Annotated in this window: 15 protein-coding genes and 2 pseudogenes; 8 read left to right on the top strand and 9 right to left on the bottom strand. The window is 70.2% G+C overall.

Annotated features, from left to right (window positions below; translation table 11 throughout):
- Together AB0J12_RS14310 and AB0J12_RS14305 are read left to right on the top strand one after the other, a co-directional pair.
- Positions 1-602, top strand: a pseudogene (locus tag AB0J12_RS14310) (hypothetical protein); the annotation flags it as partial.
- Positions 603-774: 172 nt separating this feature from the next.
- A pseudogene (locus AB0J12_RS14305) lies at positions 775-1170 on the top strand (IS5 family transposase); the annotation flags it as partial.
- Between the two features lie 139 nt (positions 1171-1309).
- On the opposite strand, the gene AB0J12_RS14300 reads toward AB0J12_RS14305, so the two are convergent.
- Entirely contained in the window at positions 1310-2860 is a 1551-nt protein-coding gene (locus AB0J12_RS14300) for a hypothetical protein (protein WP_363264557.1), read from the bottom strand.
- 165 nt (positions 2861-3025) lie between these two features.
- Here AB0J12_RS14300 and AB0J12_RS14295 point away from each other — a divergent pair, with 165 nt between their 5' ends.
- Together AB0J12_RS14295 and AB0J12_RS14290 are read left to right on the top strand one after the other, a co-directional pair.
- Positions 3026-4249 (top strand): helix-turn-helix domain-containing protein, encoded by a 1224-nt coding sequence (locus tag AB0J12_RS14295; RefSeq protein ID WP_363264556.1) that lies wholly within the window; start codon positions 3026-3028, stop codon positions 4247-4249.
- Between the two features lie 597 nt (positions 4250-4846).
- Positions 4847-5035, top strand: coding sequence for a hypothetical protein (locus AB0J12_RS14290; RefSeq protein WP_363264555.1), 189 nt, complete (start codon positions 4847-4849; stop codon positions 5033-5035).
- A gap of 12 nt (positions 5036-5047) precedes the next feature.
- Here the strand turns inward: AB0J12_RS14290 and AB0J12_RS14285 are convergent, their stop codons facing one another.
- The 4 genes from AB0J12_RS14285 to AB0J12_RS14270 form a co-directional block, all read right to left on the bottom strand.
- Positions 5048-5833, bottom strand: coding sequence for a DUF4389 domain-containing protein (locus AB0J12_RS14285; RefSeq protein ID WP_363264554.1), 786 nt, complete (start codon positions 5831-5833; stop codon positions 5048-5050).
- Between the two features lie 1407 nt (positions 5834-7240).
- Positions 7241-7795, bottom strand: coding sequence for a low molecular weight phosphatase family protein (locus AB0J12_RS14280; protein WP_363264553.1), 555 nt, complete (start codon positions 7793-7795; stop codon positions 7241-7243).
- Entirely contained in the window at positions 7792-9372 is a 1581-nt protein-coding gene (locus tag AB0J12_RS14275) for a polysaccharide biosynthesis tyrosine autokinase (protein ID WP_363264552.1), read from the bottom strand. The genes AB0J12_RS14280 and AB0J12_RS14275 overlap by 4 nt, the downstream gene beginning before the upstream one ends.
- 148 nt (positions 9373-9520) lie before the next feature.
- Positions 9521-9754 (bottom strand): hypothetical protein, encoded by a 234-nt coding sequence (locus tag AB0J12_RS14270; protein ID WP_363264551.1) that lies wholly within the window; start codon positions 9752-9754, stop codon positions 9521-9523.
- On the opposite strand from AB0J12_RS14270, the gene AB0J12_RS14265 reads away from it, so the two are divergent.
- Both AB0J12_RS14265 and AB0J12_RS14260 read left to right on the top strand, forming a co-directional pair.
- On the top strand, positions 9738-10214 hold the full coding sequence (locus AB0J12_RS14265) for a hypothetical protein (RefSeq protein WP_363264550.1): 477 nt from the start codon (positions 9738-9740) through the stop codon (positions 10212-10214). The two genes, AB0J12_RS14270 and AB0J12_RS14265, sit on opposite strands and share 17 nt — an antisense overlap.
- Positions 10215-10704: 490 nt before the next feature.
- Positions 10705-10860: a glutaminyl-peptide cyclotransferase gene (locus AB0J12_RS14260; protein ID WP_363264549.1), complete on the top strand. Its 156-nt coding sequence runs from the start codon at positions 10705-10707 to the stop codon at positions 10858-10860.
- A 78-nt stretch (positions 10861-10938) separates the two neighbouring features.
- Here AB0J12_RS14260 and AB0J12_RS14255 read toward each other — a convergent pair whose 3' ends face one another.
- The 4 genes from AB0J12_RS14255 to AB0J12_RS14240 all read right to left on the bottom strand — a co-directional run bounded on the left by AB0J12_RS14255 (position 10939) and on the right by AB0J12_RS14240 (position 17114).
- The gene (locus AB0J12_RS14255; protein WP_363264547.1) at positions 10939-12135 is read right to left on the bottom strand and encodes a glycosyltransferase family 4 protein; all 1197 of its coding nucleotides are present in this window, start codon (positions 12133-12135) and stop codon (positions 10939-10941) included.
- Positions 12122-13099, bottom strand: coding sequence for a D-glucuronyl C5-epimerase family protein (locus AB0J12_RS14250; RefSeq protein WP_363264546.1), 978 nt, complete (start codon positions 13097-13099; stop codon positions 12122-12124). The genes AB0J12_RS14255 and AB0J12_RS14250 overlap by 14 nt, the downstream gene beginning before the upstream one ends.
- Positions 13096-14238 carry a glycosyltransferase gene (locus AB0J12_RS14245; RefSeq protein ID WP_363264545.1) on the bottom strand — a complete coding sequence of 381 codons (1143 nt, stop codon included), beginning with the start codon at positions 14236-14238 and terminating at the stop codon, positions 13096-13098. Before AB0J12_RS14245 ends, AB0J12_RS14250 begins: the two co-directional genes overlap by 4 nt.
- A gap of 89 nt (positions 14239-14327) precedes the next feature.
- Positions 14328-17114: an O-antigen ligase family protein gene (locus tag AB0J12_RS14240; protein WP_363264544.1), complete on the bottom strand. Its 2787-nt coding sequence runs from the start codon at positions 17112-17114 to the stop codon at positions 14328-14330.
- 246 nt (positions 17115-17360) lie between these two features.
- Between AB0J12_RS14240 and AB0J12_RS14235 the strand changes: the two genes are divergently transcribed.
- Entirely contained in the window at positions 17361-18899 is a 1539-nt protein-coding gene (locus AB0J12_RS14235) for a glycosyltransferase family 4 protein (RefSeq protein ID WP_363264543.1), read from the top strand.
- On the top strand, positions 18896-19513 hold the full coding sequence (locus AB0J12_RS14230) for an acetyltransferase (protein ID WP_363264542.1): 618 nt from the start codon (positions 18896-18898) through the stop codon (positions 19511-19513). Before AB0J12_RS14235 ends, AB0J12_RS14230 begins: the two co-directional genes overlap by 4 nt.
- The last annotated feature ends 19 nt before the right edge of the window (positions 19514-19532 follow it).

The raw sequence follows: 19532 nt of genomic DNA, 5'->3' as shown, positions 1-19532 counted from the left end.
ACCCCGGCTTGGGCTTGCGCCGTGGGGGCGTGCGCGGTACGGCTCGTACCGCGCACGGGACTAGCACGATATTCCACGAGGGGCGGCTGTGGCGCCGCGTCTACCCACCGACCGGCAGGGAGGGCCTGCCGCCGGTGACGTTCGTGTTCGCGGACACCACGGCCGCGAACGTTGACAACACGGTCGCCGTGCTGGAGCAGGCCGGCCGCCGCTACGGGGCGCCGCGCCAGTACGACACCTACCACCGGGGCATCACCGCCCGGGACTACGGCCAGGCCGTGCCCGCCCTCGTCACCACTGTGGAGCAGCTCCAGGGGCATGGCGCGGATGCGGCGGTGTGGCGGCGGCTGGGACGCGAGGGCGAGCAGACGCTGACGGCCACGCTCGACAACCCCGACGGCGACGCCCTTTACCGCCGCCAGGCCGCGCAGGCCGACGAGGAAGAGCGGCGCCGGGTCGCGGAGCGGGAGGCGCGGCCGCCGACGTGCGCACGGTGCGGGACGAAGTTCACCGACCAGCGCCAGGTGTATTGGTCACGAGCGTTGTTGACAGCCGCAGGGCTTGATCATGCCGAAGACCCCCGGTGTGGTGGAGCTGTCTAGAACTGCACCGCACGGAGGTCTTCGTATCCCACCGTAATGCCCGGCTGACCGTTCACGGCAGGCGGAAGGTGGCCGGCGACCGTTGCGTGTGCGGGAACTGCCACGCAGCCGACGTCGCCCCCGAGGCAGCCGCCGCCGAGACCGCCCGCCTCCGGGCCGCCGGGACGATCACGCCCTCGGCCGATCCCGAGGAGGCCTGACCACGAAGATCCACCTCGCCTGTGACGGCCAGGGCCGCACGCTGGCGATCCTGATCACGCCTGGCCAGCGTCACGACAGTGTCTGTGCCCAGCCTCTGCTTGAACGTATTCGCTTGCCCCGCAACGGCGTTGGACGACCGCGGTGCCGTCCCGATCACGTGATCGCGGACAAGGCCTGCAGTTCCCGCGGATTCCGCGCCTACCTGCGACGACGCGGGATCGCCCACACCTCCCAGAGAAGAGGCGACCAGCAACGACACCGTCACCATCGCGGTCGCCATGGCGGACGGCCTCCACGATTCGACCGTCACATCTACCGCCGACGCAACACTGTCGAACGCTGCTTCAACCAGCTCAAGGGCTTTCGCGGTTCCTGCTCTGGGCAAGATCCGTTTGAAGACGGACCCTAGCAAGACACCAGGCCAGCCAGCACCCCACACACCAACAAGCCCCCTCCCAGCGTCAGGCGCCGAACCGAGGGCCGGCGCCCCCGCCGTCAGGGCCTTGTCACGCCTTCGGCGTGCCCTGGCCGAAGAGGCGTCGCTCGCCGTGCAGGGTGAAGGGAGTGGTGCGCAGGTCCACGACGCTGATGCCGAATATCCTCAGCTGCAGCATCAGTTCGGTCTTCAGGTCGTACCCCGCCGTCAGCTCCCAGGCGGGCTTTCCGTCCGACGCCGCGCTCGCGCGACCCCGCAGTTGCACGGAGAGGTCGCCGCCGACTCCGGCCGCGTCGTACAGAGAGACCTTGGCCCTGGCGCCCATGACGGCCTGGGCGGTGGCCGCCCCTTCCACGCGCGGCCGGTCGCCCTCGGTGCGCTGCTCGGCGTGGCGGACGGGCTGCCAGCCCTTGGCGCGGTCGTAGCGGGCGCCGATGTCGAACGAGCCGGACGTGCGCTGGTCGGCATCGACGACGATGCGCCCGTCGGCCGTGAAGCGGTAGACGAAGACGACCTCGGTGTTGACGACGACGGGCACCGGACCCACCCAGAAGGTGTGCCGGCCGGTGACCGCCGCGAGCGGCCGGGTGATCTCGCCGGAGTCCACGGCGCGGCTCACCTTGCCGTGGACCTGCCAGTCGTATCCGTACAAGCCGCCCAGACCGACGGCTGCCCGCTCGGGCAGGACGGACAGACCGCGCCGCTTTTCGTACTGGAAGAACACCTCGGGGGTGAACCGCACCTCGCCCGCCAGCCGCGCGGGTGAGCGGTCGGTGGCCTCGATGCCGACGGGCAGCGGCACGTCCAGAGCCAGGCGGAGCGTGGTGAGCGGTGTCGCCCCCTCACGCGGCAGGCCCGGCCCGGTGGTCTGCGCCGGTGCGGAGGAGGGGGACGAGGCCTTCAAGAGCGTGTTCAGCGTGCGTGACGACGACGCGGACGGCGCGGGTGAGGCCGTAGCGCTGCCTGTGCCTGTGCCCGTGTCCGTCGACCCGGAAGAGGACGGTGCGTCCGTCGGCGGGGCTGGATCGGCGGGCGCAGAGCCGGCGGGCGAGGGGGACGCCGGGGTGCTCTCAGCGGCCGCCGCACGGTCCGTGGTCGCCGTCACACCCTCCGACAGGGGTCTGACGCTCAGTTCGCGGGCGGAGACGGCCGCGCGCTGCTTCACGCTGCGCTCACCGAGCAGTTCGGGAATGGTCGCGGGCGCCGTCGTCACTGAGACCTCGTCCCCGCGGCTTTCCACCACCTTGGCGACCTTGAACAGCGCGCCGGCGGGCGCCGATCGTGTCGGCGCCGAAGCAACGACGTCACCGGCGCGTACGGCCCCGCGCTCCGCCGTCTTCAGCACCGCCCGGCGCCGCCCCTGGTCGTAGGCGGCCACGCGGACGGACGCGGAGTGCACGTGCCGGTCGGGCCGGGCGGTCGGCTGCGCGACCACGGCGCCGGCGCCGTCGTTCTCCGCCGCCTCGTAGGCGGGTGCGGAAGCACTGCTCCCGGCCCCGGCGGCGCGGTCCGAGGGCGCTTCGCCGGACGGGGAGAGCAGCGCCCCCACCCCAAAACCGGCGGGCACGAGTATGCCGAGGGCGGCGGCGGGCAGCGCCGCGCGTCTCCAGGAAGAGGCCATGGGAGTCCTTCGTGTGCGTCATGGGGGGGTGGGACCGGCAGCGCGGTCCTCCAAGTCCCGCCGTGTACCGGCCACATGGCGTATGTCGGTGCTCCGGAGACCGGGACTGCTGGACCTAGCATGGCGAGCGTTCGAACAATGCACCATGGAGGAAGGAAGCGACCAATGGGGGGCACGGAGGAGGTTTCCACAAGGGTGCCGGCGGCGGTCGCCGCCGTGCGCGAGGATCTGGGCGCCGTCGTTGCCGAGGTGACCGGTCGGCTGAGGGCGGAACTGCCGTCGTACGCGCGGGTGCCGCCGGATCTGCTGACGCTGCGCGTGACGCGCGCGGTGGACCGCGGCATGGGCGTCGTGGCGCGATTGTGCACGGCCCAGGGTGCGGACGCCCTGCCGGTGACGGCTCTTGGCCCCGGCGGTGATCCGGCCGTGCCGGCCACCGCCGGGGCGATCGGTGACACCGTTCCGGTCGGTGACGTCATCCACGCCCATCGGATAGGCGTCGACGTGGTGTGGTCGCGGTTCGCCGCTGAGATGACCGCCCGGCAGGCCCCCTCCGAGGAGCTGCTGGAGATCGGTGAGCAGGTGTGGTCGTGGGCCGGGGCGATGACGGTACGGATCGTGCGTCGCAGAGCGCTGCACGACGTGCCGGACCGGACGCGCCCCGAATCGACCGAGGGCCGGCTCGAAACCTATGTACGCCTTTTGTTGACGATCCCGGCGGATCCCGCTGTGGTACGGATCTTCGCCTGGGAGCCGGGCGTGGCCCGCCTGCCGTTCAGGGCCCGGGCCGTGTCCGGGGCGACGACGCCGACCGAGGTGGTGCGCGCACTGCGGCCGTGGCTGGCCGTGGATCCGGCCGGAGAGCCCCTGGTGACGACCGTCGACGGCGACGCGGCGGGACTACTGACGGGTCGCCCGTCCGCGCTGTACCGGAACCTGGTGGTGGGTCTGGGTGCGGCGGTGACCGCACCCGACCTGGCCGAGGAGTTCACGGCGGCGAGCCGAGCCCTGCAGACGGCGGTGGCTTTCGGCATGGCTGGGGTGTTCACCCGCGACGAGCTGGGGTTGCGGACCGCGGTCGCGCAGACACCCGTGTTGGGTGAGCGCCTGGTGCGCCAGCGACTCGCGCCCCTGCACGAACGTGGGGACGGCGTCCAGTTGGAGGAGGCGGTGGCGGCGTACCTGGAACACGGGCTACGGCTGGAGGCTGCCGCGCGTGCCCTGTTCGTCCACCCGAACACCCTGCGCAACCGACTGCGCCGGTTCGAGGAGGTCTCCGGGACCAATCTGCGCGATCCGGCGGACCTGGCGGAGGTGTGGTGGGCGCTGGCGCACCAGCGGGTGCACGGCCGTCCGGCCGCGGTGGTGCCGTCGCCGCGCGATCGATGAGGGTGACAGGCAGCCGGTTCCCTCTGCACCTGGGGCGGTGGCAGCTGTGGCAGCAGTACGCCACCTGCGGCAACAGGGGGCGGTACATCCACTCATCCGGGTCTCGCGGAGTGGTCGACTGCTACACCCCATTGGACGGGGGAACCGCGCTGAACTCAAAGGTTCCGAAGAAGTGTTTACAAGAACGCTCGGTATCTGGCGGACGACGTAGCGCCAATCCCCCATAGGAGATCACATCGTGGCCGTACGCCGGTGCCGGCAAACACCTGCAGGCGGACGGCGACTTGTCCGGGTCTCATCCGAGGAGATGTCGTTATGGATTGGCGGACGTTCTGCCAGCGCGTCCTTCTCTTCGCGGTGCCGGCCGCCTTCGTTGTCGGCCTGGTCGCCCTGTGGCCGCGCCACATTCGATGAACGGCTACGCCCGCGACAAGTTCGGCATCGGGTCCATCCAGCCGGACGGCTGCACCTGCAGCCAGTGCCGCGAATCGCGTCGGAGTCGTCGAACTCGTCGAAGTCTGACACCGGGCCGGACGACTGGAAGCCCATCTGGCTCACGTTTGCCAAGGAGTACATGCATATCAGTCGGTGTGGAAGTTGACCACAACCGACAGGGAGAAGGCACAGGGCGCGGAGCGCGACCAGAGCGAGCACCGCGAGCGCGGCCATGATGCAGTCGCCAGTGTGGCGCAACGTGCGGTTCTTGCGCAGGTCGATACGCGACCGGGCATGGCGGAACTGGTCTGGTGGCCCGTGCTGGATGACCGCTTCGCGGCCCTGGGCTGAGCACTCCGCGGGTCAGTACATCGACGCCGTGCCGGAGTCCGAGTCGGACCAAGACCAGGAGACGGAGGAGGTGACACCGCTGACGATACCGAGCAGGAGGAACAGCACCAGCAGCGCCGTGCCCCCACCGGAAACGAGCAGCGGGCGGGTGGCCGAGTGGACCGGCTCGCCCGCGGCCACGTCCCGGTCGCCGAAGACCTTCTTGGGGTAAGCGGAGGTGAGCATCATCATGTACGCCTCATAGCGCATCACGTAGCGCAGGGTGGCCGCGGTCGCCTCGAACAAGGGTCGAGGCAGGCGCCCGAGGATCAGTGCGATGAGCCACCAAATGAAGCCGAGGGCCCACCAGCCCGAGGAGAGCAGACTCTGCACGATCGCGGCCGGAATCATCAGGATCAGCCGGAAAAACACCGCGAGCCGGTTGAGCCGCCCCGGCCGCAGACCGATCCGCACCGGATGACCGGCTGGAGGCTTCAAGGCGAAGGGCGGGTAGCGGCCGTTCAGCAGCATCAGACTCGCGGTGACCCGCACGCGGTAGCCCAGGAAATGGGAGAGAAACACGGCGATCCCACTAGGCAGGCGCCCCAGTACCAGCGCACCTAACCACCCGGCGACGACGCAGAAGAAGGCGGCGATCGACAGGAAGAACAGCACCACGAGGTGCGGGATCAGCAGCACGGCTCGCAGCAGAATGCTGAACCGGTTCTGCTGCTCCGGCTCGGCCACGTCCAGGGCGGGCAGCCACTCGCCCGCCATGGAGTCCCCTGGCTCGCCGGTGTTGATACGCTCGCTCGCCATCTACTCGTCTCCTCCCCGACATGTGGACGGGCCTCTCGACGCGCGACCCTGCTGCCGATCGTCGTCCGAGCGCGCCACACCTGCATCCGCCCGGCGCCGGACAGGTGAACGACAGGACCGGGTCGAGCCGCCGGTGTCTGAGAGCCAGTCGGCGCGGAAGGGGACTTTGAGTGCCGGATCCACGTCGCTGCTCCCAGCCGTGATCGGTTGATAGAGCGGGTGGCAGCGTCTCTGAACGTGTCACTCGGTCCGGATCACGTGATGCTCTATGGATGCATCGAGGTGGAGTGGACACACAACGACTACGAAGACACTGGTGCACTCGAGGACTCCCTGGACTGGCACTCGCTCCTTGTGCCAGCCACACCGCGGCGCCTCACCCCGTGCTGTCGTGTCCGTCACGGCCACGATCCTGGTGCGCTACCGGGCCGTCCCCGTCTGCAACTACGAAGAACTTCTGCCCGAGCCAGGCACTGGTCGCCTTCCAAATCGAGGCTGCCGTCCGCGTCTGCCACCCCTCCGGTCATGCGGTAAGCCGCGGCTAGGATTTAGCAACTCCCTCCCGCCTCTCCCCTGCTGGGAGACGATGGACGAGCGGTCCATGCGCGGTCCTGAGCTACGTGCGGGCGCTGCAGGAGACACTGCGACGCTTTGACGAGGACACGGACGTCCTGGCCGGCGCCCGGATCACCCGGGCCCCGGGCGGCTGGCTCGCCGTACAGGTCCTCCCCTACAACTCCCACGACCGACTCCTCGTGACGGCCTTTGCGCCGAGGTCTGGACGGCGCCCGGCGTCACCGAGGACCGGGTGCGGGCCACGGCCGGACTCACCCAGAGAACTTGGCCTCACACTCGGGGCGTCGCCTGGTCCTGGGCGGAGGCAACATCTTCTCCACCCGCCCCAGGAGGTGGTGTACCAGCTGTCCGCCGAGACAGCACCGCCGTCCTCAAGCTGAACTCCACCACCGACCCTCTGGCCGACGCCGACCGGACGGTCTTCAAGCCGCTCACCGACCGCGGCCTGGTCGAAAGCGTCACCGACGGACCCGAGACGGGTGCCGCACTCGCGTCGCACCGTAATCTGATCGTCGGCCGTGCAGTCAGCGGCGGGGGCTCGCAGCATCGCGCCCCCTGCCGCTCGCCCTGCTACCGGGCGCGTCCCCCGCCTCGGCGCGGGACCGGTCTGCCGGTGCGCGGCGACCGCGGCGTCACCGATGCTGCGTTCTTCGCCGCCGCTTGTGTAGGGCACGCGGTCGCGTGACTGAGCCCGGGCTGCCGCCGCCACCTCCCGCGGCCCCGCCTTCGGCGGCTCGCCCATCCGGCGGAGCAGCACGTCATGCACCGACTGCCCAGGCGCTCCCCGAGCCCGCTCGCCGAGCCCTGACTCCACGGCTCGCTCAACAGCCGTCAGGCGTGACGCATCCCCCACAGCCGGACCAGCCTGCTCACCGCCCTGTCGATCTCCAGGGCACACTCGTAGAGCTCCTCACGGGGCCTGCCCCAGGGGTCCGGGATGTCGTCGTCGGCCGGCGGGACCGGGGACACGACGCCGCGGCGGGTGGCTGCCGCCGCCGCCACGGCCTCGAATCCGTCCGCCCCGACACCCCCCGCCCCTCCCCCATCCGCGAGCCGCACGAATTCCTTCAGGGTGAAGCAGCGCCGCATCGCCGCCGGCGCGAGGCGCACGGCTGCCTCCCGGTGCTCGCGCGCGAGGCCGAGGACCAGCGGGGCGCCCGCCATGAGTTGTGCGGTGAGCGGGCGGGAGGCGAATCCGGAGCCGTCGCCGCCCAGCTCTTCCAAGACCGCCCGGGTGGTGTCCTCCATACAGGAACGGTGCCACGCCTGCGTGCCGGCGCTCTCGGGCCGCAGGGCCGAGCCCGGGGGCAACCTCGCCGCCAGCAGGCGCTCGGCGAACACCGAGCGGTGCATGTTGCCCGTGCAGACGAACAGGATCCGAGTCATTTCCCGTCCGTGGGACGCGTCACCGCTGAGGCGGCGCTTCCCTCCCGTGCGGCCGACGTACGCGGAGCGGGCAGCTCGCCGTACTGCCCATAGGCGCCGTAACGGCCGTAACGGCCGCCCTTGGGAACTGGAGCCATGCTGAACACGGTGCCCAGCAGGCGGACGCCCACGCGCTCCAGCGATTCCTTGGCGGTGCGCACTTGGTCCCGGTTGGTCTTCGCGGCCCGTACGACGAGTAGCGCCCCCTGGGAGAGAGGCGCGAGCCCCACAGTGTCGGCGACCGGCAGCAGCGGCGCAGTGTCGACGATCACGACCTTGTACAGGTCCGCGAGCTCGCGCAGCACCTCTTCCATGCGCGCCGAGGCGAGCAGTTCCGCAGGGTTCGGCGGTACGGCACCGCTGGCGAGCACCGAGAGCCCGCCGGCAACACGCTGCATCACATCCTCGACCCGGGCTTGCCCGATGAGCACCGTGGTCAGGCCCGCGTCCTGGACGAGGCCGAATGCCTGCGCCACGCGCGGGTGGCGCAGGTCGCCGTCCACAAGGCAGGTGGAGACGCCTACCTCGGCGAGCGAGAGGGCGAGGTTGATCGCGGTGTTCGTCTTGCCCTCACCGGGCACCGAGCTCGTCACCACGATGATCCGCGGCGGGTCGTCGACCTGTGAGAACTGCAGGTTGGTACGCAGTTTGCGGAACGCCTCGGCGCGCTTGGAGTGCCCGTCGGCACTGACGAGCGGCTGCCTCGGCGCGTTCCTGTCGTACGGAATCGTACCGAGGCCGGGCAGAGCGGTGAACGCGCCCAGTGCCTCGCTCGTCTTGAACGTGGTGTCAAGCGTCTCGCGCAGGGCGACCAGCCCGGCAGCGAGCAGCAGGCCGCCGACCACACCCGCGGCCAGGTTCAGCAACGGGCGGGGCGACATAGGGGATGCGGGGGCGACGGCTTCTTGGGTGACGCCCAGGGAGACCGGGGAGACAGGCGCGGCATCCGCGTCCTTGTCACCCGTCTCGGGCGGCCTCGAGTGGACCTGCCGCTTGGGGGTCTCCAACTGCTCGACGACCCAACTGAACCGCTTTGCCACGGCGTTGGCGATGCGCGCCGCGCGCCGGGGCGCGGTGTCCCGGACGGTGATGTCGATGAGCACGGTCTTGAGCGGAACGACGGCGGTGATCCGGGACGCCAGCTCCTCCGGGGTGGTGCGCAGCCGCAGCTGTTTCACCACGGCAGCGGTGACCTGGCGGGTCCTCACGATCTCGGCGTACGACTGCACACGTGCCTGTGAGAACGTCTGCCCCTGGTTCAGATCGACGGTGTTCTCACCGGTGCGGGTGGCGACGAAGAGCTGCGTCCTCGCCTCGTAGACGGGGGTGCTCACGCTCGTCACAGCGAGCGCCGTCCCGACCGCGAGAACCAGACAGACCACGACCGTCGGCCAGCGTCTGGCAAGAGCCTTCAGGAATCCTTGGAGATCCAAGCTGCACCCCTCATGGGACCGAGGGAACCACCCGAATTGAGGCTTTCTGTTCCCTATGGACGCAGTCGACCATAGGGACTCGGGCTCTTCGAGCGAGGGAGCCACCCCCTGTGTCGGCCCGACGAAGACCCTTGACGCCCACCGGGTGATCCGGGACTCCCCCAATCGGGTGGCTTCTTGCGCCACCACAGCAACAAATGTCGTTATGTTCTATTTATTCCCTGTATCAGGGTATTGGTGTCCACACACCGAATCACGGCCGCCGGACGCCCAGGACCGGGCTCAAGTCGAGGAGATTGACGACGATGACAGCAACGCGCAGATGGCGGGCCGCTCTCGCATCGGCGGCATCGGCCGCCGTTCTCATCGCGGCACCGCTGATCGGGGCGCAGACCGCCTCGGCGCAGCCGTACCCGCCGCCGACCCCGCCCCTCTCCGTCAGCACCACCACGGTGATTGCGGGGCAGCCGTTGAGCTTCAGCACCATCCCCGGCGTCTTCGCCCCCAGGGCGTACGTCACGGCGCTGCTCGAATCACAGCCGGTCGTGCTCGGCCACTTCCGGGCCCGGGCCAATGGCTCGGTCTCGGGGACCGTGACCATCCCGGCGAACACCGTTACCGGCTGGCACGTCTTCCGGCTCACCTCGGACCACCCCGACCCGAGTGTCGGCGTCAGCATCCATGTGCAGGGCAGGGTGACGCCCACCCCGAAGCCGCCCCACCACCCGGGCAAGCCCGGGCACCACGGGCAGGGCGGCGGCCAGGGCGATTCCCTCGAACTCGCCGCAGCTGTCGAGCCGTCGCATTCTCCGCACGCGCCCGAGAACGGCAAGGGGCTCGCGGCTACAGGCAGTGACAAGGCCCTGATGATCGGCGGCACCGCGACCGCCCTGATCATGGCGGGCGGTGGCACGATGCTGGTCGTACGCCGTCGTCGCAGTTCCTGAGATCAGGGCGTGCACACGGTGGAATCACGGCGTCCCGGCCCGGGCCGGGACGCCGTCCGCTTGCCTGGGACCAGCCGTTCCGGCAACCGGGCGGGCCCGGCCGCACACTGAGACATAGCCTGTCGGCCGTCGCGGCGCTCCTGGTCACCGGCTCCATCTGGGCAGTGTCCGGCGATCCGGCCGGCCGAAGCCACACGCACTGGCGGCCGGCAGGCACCCACGCGGTCGAACGGGCTGGCCTTGTTCCTCAGATCGCGGGCTCTGGTCCACTTCGTGTGGTCGCGTGGCTCTCGGTTACGCCGACAGGACTCGTTTGCGCAGGAGCTCGAATCCTGCGCGGCCGAACATCCGACGCTTGAGCATCCGCGCGCCCTCGCGTAGACGGGTGAGGTCACCGTGACCGAAGACGGCCTGCCGGTGACGAGAGTGAACGACCCGGAGTGCGCCGGCCAGGCCGTCTACGCCAACGTGCTGCTCACCGAACGGCGTCGTGTGCATCGACCCCGTCACCGGCGTGGTGAGGGCGAGCATCGACGCCTCGGGCCTCCTGCACGCCGAGGAACTCGTCCCCGGCGCCACCCTGAACGGCATCGCAGCCGTCCACGGGACGGACCGTTTCCTCCTCACGGGCAAGTTCTGGCCCTGATGTTCCGTGTCGCCCAGGTTCCGGCACAGCCGCCGAGCCGCACCGCCCGCCGTACCGGCAGTGGACGGTGGCGCGTGATCACACCGCCCTTTCGCGGGCCACATCCCGGTACAGCCGCTCGAGTTCCGCGACCTTCAGGGAGCCGCGCTCGGCCTGGCTGATCAGCTTCCGATTGGACAGGCGATCATCGGCGTCCAGCGGCCCCGCGTGGGAGAGAACGTCAGCCAACGAGCTGACCAGCGGATCGGGAAGCAGGTCCGCGAGCAGGCCTTCCGCCACCAGTTCCCGGTAGGGCGCGATGTCGGAGAGCAGCAGCCGGCACCCGGCAGCCGCGGCTTCGAGCACCGATGAGCTTCGCTGATCGGTCCGGGGAACCGAGATCGCCGCATCACTTGCGCGCATCAGGCTGAACATCTCGGCATGGCCGAGTGGCTGATCGATGATGGTGACCCGACCAGCCAAATCTTCTGCTCCGGCGCGAAGAAACGCGAGGTATCCCTGTTGCGCGCTTCTGGCGCCGGGATGTGCCGGCTGGTGACCCGCCAGCAACACAAGGAACAGGTCGAGCCGGACCCGCGCGGCACGGGTGAATGCCACGAGGATCTCGCGTGTCCGGTAGACCTCCGACGTGCTGCGGACCGACAGCACGACCGTGGCTTCGGCCGGAATGCCGTACTTCGCGCGCGTCACCTCGGGGTCGGCGTCGTCTCCGGCATCCAACAGCACGTCCGGTACCCCCCAGGAAAGGACCGTGATCCGTGAGCGCAGGACCCGGTATCGGCTCGCGACCAGCTCAGCCACCTCGCGGGAGGTCGGCACCACGCGCGCGGCCCGCCGCAGCACCAGCCGAGCAACCAACGCCCGGCCGGGATGCCGGTCCGCCGCCCGGAGTTCGGAGCCCCACGGAGTGATCACGAGGGGCACTGCCTTGCGGGCCGGCAGCAGAAGGGAGAGCGCCCCGTGCACGCCGAGCGAATGGACGTGGATGACATCCGGCCGCGCCCGACGCACCTCGCGGCGCAGCCAGTACCCCGCGCGCACGACCCGCAACGGCAAGCACGCTCCCGCGGGGGCGGACGCGGCTCGCCAGTCTTCGGGACCAAGGCTCGCCTCATGCCAGCTGCAGACAGTCACTTCGTGACCCCGCATGGCCAGATCTCGCGCCCAGCGCCGGGTGTGCGCCGACGGGGCCGACGCGAGCAGGACGACGCGCAGCGGGGTGGCCGGCGTATCGCGCGTGCCCGGCCGTCGCGGGGCGTGGTCATGATCGGGCATGGCGTTCCTCGAGTACGAACCGGCCCTTGTCCGCCGCAGCGCGCAGCCGCCTGGCCGGACTGCGCGTGTAGCGGTCCCACGCGGTGGCCACGGCCAGCCATCGCGGGTCGGCGAGCACTCTTCCGGCCGCGGTCAGCAACGCGACGTGCAGGCAGTGGTACGCGAAACTGGCGGGCGCCGTGTGCCGGAGGTCGTACCTGGTCCAGTACCCGAGGTCGAAGGCGGACAGCGAGTCGCGGAGCCGGTCCGCCACGCGTTCGTGGGCGGTCCCGCCCTGATGCCGACTCAGCTCGCAGAGACCGAAGAGGGCGAAGACGGCACCGTTGAGAATGTGGCTGACCGGGGCCGACGGGCACTCCTCGGGAAAAGGGCGCCCCAGTTGGTCGTAGTGCGAGCAACCGCCCGCCTCCAGCGGCCGGAGCATCAGTTCCACCGCACCCTCGCTCGCATCGAGGAAGGACCGCTCGCCGGTCGTGGCGTATCCGCGCAGCATCACCGACACCGCCAGGCCCTGGGCCATGGCCGAGTACCAGCCTGGGCGCACCCCGTACCGGGGCACTGGTACCGGATAGCACCAGCCTCCATTGCTGTCCTGGCCGGCGCGCAGCCATCCGGCCTGGGTCAGCAGAGCCTGCACGCCCGGCGGCCGTTCGTCCCGAGTGGCCGGGTGCCGGCCGCAGGCGAGTGCGCCGGTGTGCTGTGCGAGCGCATACAGACTGACCGCGACCGGGTTCCGGTAGGTCTCGCCGGTCGCGGCACGGGTCACCACCACGCGCTCGTGGTCGAGCTTGCTCCCGGCCGTCATCGGCCGCAGGTCGAGCGGGTACCGGCCCGGCTGGTCGGTCGTCATGTCACCCGGCGGCGTCGTCACGTCGACCGGGAAGCTCGGCCGCCGCAGATCGCGTACCGCTTTTGCCGCCAGGCCCACCAGCGTCGTTCCGGCCCACGTCCTGTTGTCCTTCACGCCGGCCTCTCCCTGTTCTCCCTGCGGAACAGCCCGCGACGCCCCCGCTCGGCCAGTGCCTGGTGGTACAGCCCGTTCACCTGGCTAACCGTCCCGGTGATGTCGAACTGGCGGAGCGCCAGTTCACGTCCCCGGCAGGCCATGCGCAGACGCGCTGCGGGATCGGCGAGCAGTGCGTTCACGGCCTGTGCCAGTGCCGGGGGATCGGCGGGCGGGATCAACAGGCCGGTACGTCCGTGCTGGACAGTGTCCGGCAGGCCACCGACGTCGGTCGCCACCACGCCCTTTCGCATGAGCAGCGCCTCCACCACGGTGTAGCAGGCGGACTCGTCCATGGACGGGTTCACCAAGACGTCCAGCCCGGCCATGACCGAGCCGATGTCGGACCGGAAGCCGGTGAACCGGATCCGGTCGGCGACGCCGAGCCGGGCGGCGCGGCGTTCCAGCTCGCGCCGGTACGTCCCGTCGCCGACCAGCTCGTCACCGACCACGAAGAACCTGGCCTCGGGGTGCCGACGCACAATCAGCGATACGGCGTCGATGAAGACTTCATGCCCCTTGACGCCGACTTGGCGGAACTCCCGCAACTTGCTCGGATACATGTAGGCGACCATGCCGACGGCCGGCGTGTCGTCGGCGAGGCCGAACTCACGGCGGAACGCATCCGGCGAGGTCGCCGGATCGAACCGGTGTACGTCGCAGCCGTAGTAGCTGACCGCGACCGACCGCGCTCCCATGGCCCGGTAGCGGCGCGCGATGGCCCGGCACGATCCGAGCACCAGATCGTCCCGGCGCAGCGTAAGCCGCTCCAGGATCCGGAAGGGCGCCATCCGTAGGTGCACCAGTCCGGGAACCTGCGACACGACCAGTGCCGACCGGTAGGCGGGCGACGCCGCACGGGCGGCGAGCATCGCGATGATCAGGTGGGAATGAATGACATCCGGCTTGTATTCCCTGATGAACTTCATCAGCCGCCACTGCGCAGCCATCAGTCCCGGCAACTGCCTGATCCGACGCGACAGTCCGAACGGGATGATCTCCACCCGGACGCCCCGGACCCCGCGCAACCGGTCGGCGAGCGGGCCCTCTCGGGGCAACACCGCGCAGACCTCGTTGCCCAGCTCGGCCAGGCCCCGCACCTGATCGTGGAACCAGCTTCCGCCGACGGCGGTCGAGGTGATCTGCAGAATGCGCAGCGGCCGGGCGGGCTTCTCGATCCGGGCCGTACTCATCGCACCACCCCTGCCGGTACCGGTGCCGATGCCCGAGCCGAGGCCGGCGCCGGTACGGGTGGTGGTACATCGGCCCGAACCGGCTTCGCAGCCAGGATGATCAGCACCAGACCGGCCAACAGAGGCGGGACCAGCAGGACCTCACCGAACATCGAGCAGACGCCGGCACCTACCATGGCCAGCAGGGCCGCCTCGCCCGCAGGGTCACCGCAGCGGATGGCGCGCCATGCCCGCTGTGCGCCGAGCACGACAATCGCGCCGATTCCGACAGCCCCCACCAGGCCGGTCTGCGAGAGCACTGTCAGGTAGGTGTTGTGCGCGAATTCCAGGAGCGGGAACTGTAGGAACATGATCTCGTAATCACCAGTGGCTTGGTAATAGGCGGGCAACTGGTCGGCGAAGTTCAGATAGCCGACACCGAAAAGCGGGTGCGCCTCGAACATCCGCAGTGCGCTGCTCCACAGATCGAGCCGTACCGCGGAGTTGGCGTCCGGAGCGCCGCCGAGGATCGAGTCGAACCGGGCCGCGATCGCGGCGGGCAGCAGCGGTACCAGGCAGGCCGCGCCGACGCCCAGGGCCAGGACGCCGCGCAGCGATCTGCGGGCGGCGTAGAGCACGATCGCCACGATTCCCGCCAGGTAGGCCGCGCGGCTCAGCGAGTACGCAATCCCCAGAGCGAGCACGAGGACCCCGGCACCGGTTGCCAGCCGCGGCAGGCCCCTCCGGGCGACCGGACAGCGCCTGAGCATGACTGCGGCCGCCATGACGAAAAGGGCGCCCACGGCGTTGTGGTTGGCCGCACCCTCTTGAGTGATGGCCAGAACAGCGGTGTCGGCAGGGGCGAGATCCCCCTTCATGGCGAAGACGGCCCCCGCCTGAACGATTGCGATCACGGCCACCATCACACTGCCCCAGCAGAACACCAGGAGCGCTCGGTCAAGCGCCGGCCCAGGTGCGGTGCTCAGGGGCAGCAGCATCATCGGCGCGCACGCCAGCAGCAGGTACTGCCAGTTGCCGCTGCTCTGCGGACCGGCGTCGTAGATCAGGGCGCTGGCGGCCACCAGGTAACCGACCGTGCCGGCGGTGATCAGGACGCCGGTCAGCTTCGGCCAGACGATCCCCCTGCCGGCGACGACGCGACCCAGCAGGCAGATGAGCATCAGAGCGACCAGCCGTCTCGGGCTGATCAGCGACGTCCCGACGTCCGTCTGTGAAAGCGGGACCGCGGCTGCGAGCACGTACAGTCCCGCGTCCGGGATCAGCACACAGGCCAGCGCCATGCCGACAAGCCCGGCGGCGCTCATCAGGCTCAAGGCACTGACGGCGGGGCTGTACGCCATCGCGAGGTAGCCCACGCCCGCCGCGGTCAGGAGTCCCGCCGCGACCACGGATGCTCTGCTGAACGGAACGAACCTCACCTGCCTCGAGTAAGCGCCCCGCCGGCGGTGACGGAGCGTCTTGAGCGACAGTCGCCCAGCCGAGGGACGGGCGGGGGCGGCCGCTGCCTCCTCGGTGACGGGCTCAGCCGTCTCGCACGGGCGGGGGCGCACGCGCAGCCGCATCCCGCGGCCGAGCAGCACCGCGAAGAGCAGATATCCCGCCGAGTCGGCCACGCCGGCACCGACCGCGGCCCAGTGGGGGGTCAGGAGTCCGAGCAACGCGATGTTGACCACCGCGCCAGCCCCGGTAGCCATGATCACCGGCCGAAGCAGATCAGCGGCAGCCAGGTACGCCTGGAGCGAGCGGCCCGTGCTGAACAGCACCAGGCCGGGGAGCATCGCCCAGATCACCTGCACGGCACCGGAGTACGGCTGCCCGTAGATCACTGGGATCAGGACGGGGGCAGCTGCCGCCGCAACGGCGGCGGCCACGGCGGCGGCAGTGCACACGGTCCGGGCGATCCTCGCTGCCGCCCGCGCGTCGACGGCACCCGACGTCACCGCGGGAAACATCACCAGCGCGACCGCCGTCGGGAGCAGGAACATCGCCTCGGCCAGGGGCAGCGCCACGGCATACATGGCCACGGCCGTCGCGCCGGCAAGCAACTGGATCACCGGCACATCGAGACGCAGCATCCCGTAATGGATGAGGTTCGGGAGATAGGCCTTGATGGCGAAGCTGCCGAAGGTCCGGGCACAAACCCGTTCGCCATCGTCGTGGACGCGGGCGGTGGCCGCGATCAGCAGTACGCCAGCGCAGAGCAGTTGTCCGGCCAGCGCGGACAGAAAGCAACTGGTGGGGGTCAGCGACCCCGCGGCGAGCAGGCCGCAGACTCCGATGACGTGGAAGGCCGCGGGAACGGTGCTCGCGAGGTTGTACGTCCTGACCCGCCCCCGGCCGATCTCGGCCGTGCCGAGCAGCGTGGTCAGCAAGGTCACCGGGCACATGACGGCCGCGACCAGCGCAAGCCGGAACGGCACGCCGAGCAGCACGACCGGCGAGAAATGACCGAGCAGCAGCCACAGCCCCGCGAGCGCCGAACCGGGGACCAGGGAGAACACCACGCTCCACCGGACGATCTGCCGGAATGCGGTGTGCGAGATCCCGGAGAACCGGGCGTTGGCGTTGTCCATACCCAGGACCGTGACGATGCTCAGCACGGTGGGGACGGAGATCATGACCGCGAATGTGGCCCGGCCCTGCACTCCAAGGTTCCGCGCCGCGATGACGCCCGCCGCGAAGCTCATGGCCGTGGCCAGCAGTCGCGTGGCCAGAGTGCCTCCGATCGCCGCCGGACTGACCCCCGGCAGCCGGACGCGGAGACTTTTCATGAACGACTGCACCAGGAAACGGCCTCCGGAGTCGCGAGTCGGATCGGTGCTGCTGGGAGCAGCGGATGTTCTCGCCGCCTCGGCATGCAGGCACAATGTAGCGGCACGAGTAGCAGAAAGTAGTGATCAATGCACGATGAGTAGTAGTTTTCTGGTCGCCGGGCCGATCACCGTCGCCTTGGCCAGAGGCCGGGAGAAGGCCGTTGCGGCGCGGACGACCGGGCAGGACGGGGGAACACAGCGGTGAAAGTGCTCAGCGTGGTCGGCATACGTCCGCAGTTCCTCGAACCGGCCCGGGCCTACGGCGACACGGCCGACCCGCTGCCCTACCGGAGCATGATCGCCGTGTCGGCCGGCGAGCCGCCGACACCCTTCGGTGACGGTGAAGCCGCCGTCAAGATCAGCGACGCACCGACGTCACAAGCCCACGACGAGCCCCCTGCTCAGCACGCCCTCAGGTGTAGCAGCGGCTTCCGCGGAGGTGAGGACATGAGGATCTGGATCTTCAACCACTACGCGGCGCCACCGGACTGCGCCGCCGGCACCCGGCACTACGAGCTCGGCCGAGTGCTGGCGGCGCAGGGTCACGAGGTCACCGTCTTCGCCAGCAGCTTCAGCCATTTCAGCAGGCGCGAGGAACGGCTCGCGCCCGGGGAGAAGGTGGCTACCCGGACGATCGACGGCGTCCGCTTCCTCTGGGTCCGCACGCCGCCCTACACCGGCAACGGATATCACCGCGTACGGAACATGACTCACTATGCGGCCCGGGTGCTCTGGGCGCAGCGCAGCCTGGACCGGCCGGACGTGATCGTCGGCTCGTCGGTGCACTTGGCCGCGGTCTTCGCCGCCTGGTTGGCGGCCCGTGGCCGCCGCACCCGCTTCGTCGTCGAGGTGCGCGACCTGTGGCCGCAGACGCTGATCGACATGGGCGCCCTGCGCGCGAACGGGCTGCCTGCCCGGCTGCTCCGGCTGGCCGAGTCCTTCTGCTGCCGACGTGCGTCCGCCGTGATCTGCCTGCTGCCCGGTGCCTCCGCCTATCTGGAGGCCCGTGGTGTCCCGGCCGGAAAGATCCATTACGTGCCGAACGGGATCGCCGACTTCCCCCGGCCGATGGAGCCGGGTCAGCCGGCCGACCCGAACACCGCGGATTCCGGGCACGGGGTCGCCGACCTGATCGACCGGATCAGGAGCTTTCGCAAGGACGGTTTTCTCACGGCCGGCTACATCGGCTCGCACGGACCGGCCAATGGGGTGGCGACCCTTGTCGCGGCTGCGGCGGAGTTGCGGGCCGCCGGCCATCCGCGGGTCGCTGTGGTGATGGTCGGCGACGGCCAGGAGAAGGCCGCGTGCCAACGGCTCGCTCGCCGGCATGGCCTGGACAACGTGCTGTTCTGGCCGCCGGTGCCGAAGCAGGCCGTGCCGGACGTACTGGCCGAGCTGGATGTGACGCTGTTCTGCCTGCGCGATGTCGCGGTCTTCAAGTACGGCCTGAGCAGCAACAAGTTGTTCGACTACTTGGCGTCGGGCAAGCCGCTGGTGTTCGCGAGCAATGCGCCCGGAGGCCCGGTGCGCGAGTCCGGCGGCGGAGTGTGCGTGCCCGCCGAGTCACCGGCGGACATGGCGGGCGCGCTGGCCGGTCTGGCCTCGATGAGCGAGACCGAACGGGAGCAGATGGGCGAGCGCGGCCGCCGCTGGGTCTACCGGCATCACGGCATGACCGCGCTGGCGGGCGCGTTCCTCGCCGCCGTCTCGGAACCGGCGCGGCGCGAGGATCCGGTGACGGAGGCGCGGCTGTGACGCTGCACATCGTGGGCGCAGGCGGCTTCGGCAGGGAGACGCTGGACGCGGTGCGGGCGGCATCCGCGGCGCTCGAAGTGGTTTTCGTGGACGAGCACCCGGCAGCCACTACGGTGGATGGCTGTCCGGTGCTGCGGCCCGGGCAGTTGGCCGCGTCCGGCGGGCAGCGGGAGGAGTTCGTGGTCGCGATCGCCGACGCCGACGCGCGCCGCAGGTTGGCCCGAGAGTTCGAAGATCGGGGCCTGCGAGCGGCGACCGTGATCGACCCGCGTGCGGTCGTCTCCCCCGGCGCCAGGATCGGGCGTGGCTGCGTCGTGCTGGGCCAGGCGTTCATCTCCACCGGCACCGTGATCGGCGCACACGTCCAGGTCAACTACCAGGTCAGCATCGGTCACGACACGGTGCTCGAGGAGTTCGTGACGATCCTGCCGGGGGCCAACATCGCCGGCAACGTGACCATCGGCGCCGGGTCGACGGTGGGCAGCAACGCCGCCGTGCTGCAGGGCCGGCGGATCGGGCCGTCCGTCATGGTCGGCGCCGCGGCTCTGGTGACCCGCGATGTCGCCGTCGGCCAGCTGGTCGTCGGTGTCCCTGCCAGGGCCCGGGAGCCCTGACCGTCCGGTTCGATCACGG

It is taken from the genome of Streptomyces sp. NPDC049915 (genome assembly GCF_040656475.1).
In the GTDB taxonomy this organism is placed as follows: Bacteria; Actinomycetota; Actinomycetes; order Streptomycetales; family Streptomycetaceae; genus Streptomyces.
This window is presented reverse-complemented; position numbering and strand designations above follow the sequence as displayed.

Bases quoted from the DNA above. Each gene is read 5' to 3' on its own strand.
- AB0J12_RS14300 (WP_363264557.1), bottom strand. From the start codon at position 2,860: ATGGCCTCTTCCTGGAGACGCGCGGCGCTGCCCGCCGCCGCCCTCGGC.
- AB0J12_RS14295 (WP_363264556.1), top strand. From the start codon at position 3,026: ATGGGGGGCACGGAGGAGGTTTCCACAAGGGTGCCGGCGGCGGTCGCC.
- AB0J12_RS14285 (WP_363264554.1), bottom strand. From the start codon at position 5,833: ATGGCGAGCGAGCGTATCAACACCGGCGAGCCAGGGGACTCCATGGCG.
- AB0J12_RS14280 (WP_363264553.1), bottom strand. From the start codon at position 7,795: ATGACTCGGATCCTGTTCGTCTGCACGGGCAACATGCACCGCTCGGTG.
- AB0J12_RS14270 (WP_363264551.1), bottom strand. From the start codon at position 9,754: ATGGTGCTGAAGCTCAACGGCTGCCCCGCAATCACCGTGGTGGTGCTG.
- AB0J12_RS14255 (WP_363264547.1), bottom strand. From the start codon at position 12,135: ATGCCCGATCATGACCACGCCCCGCGACGGCCGGGCACGCGCGATACG.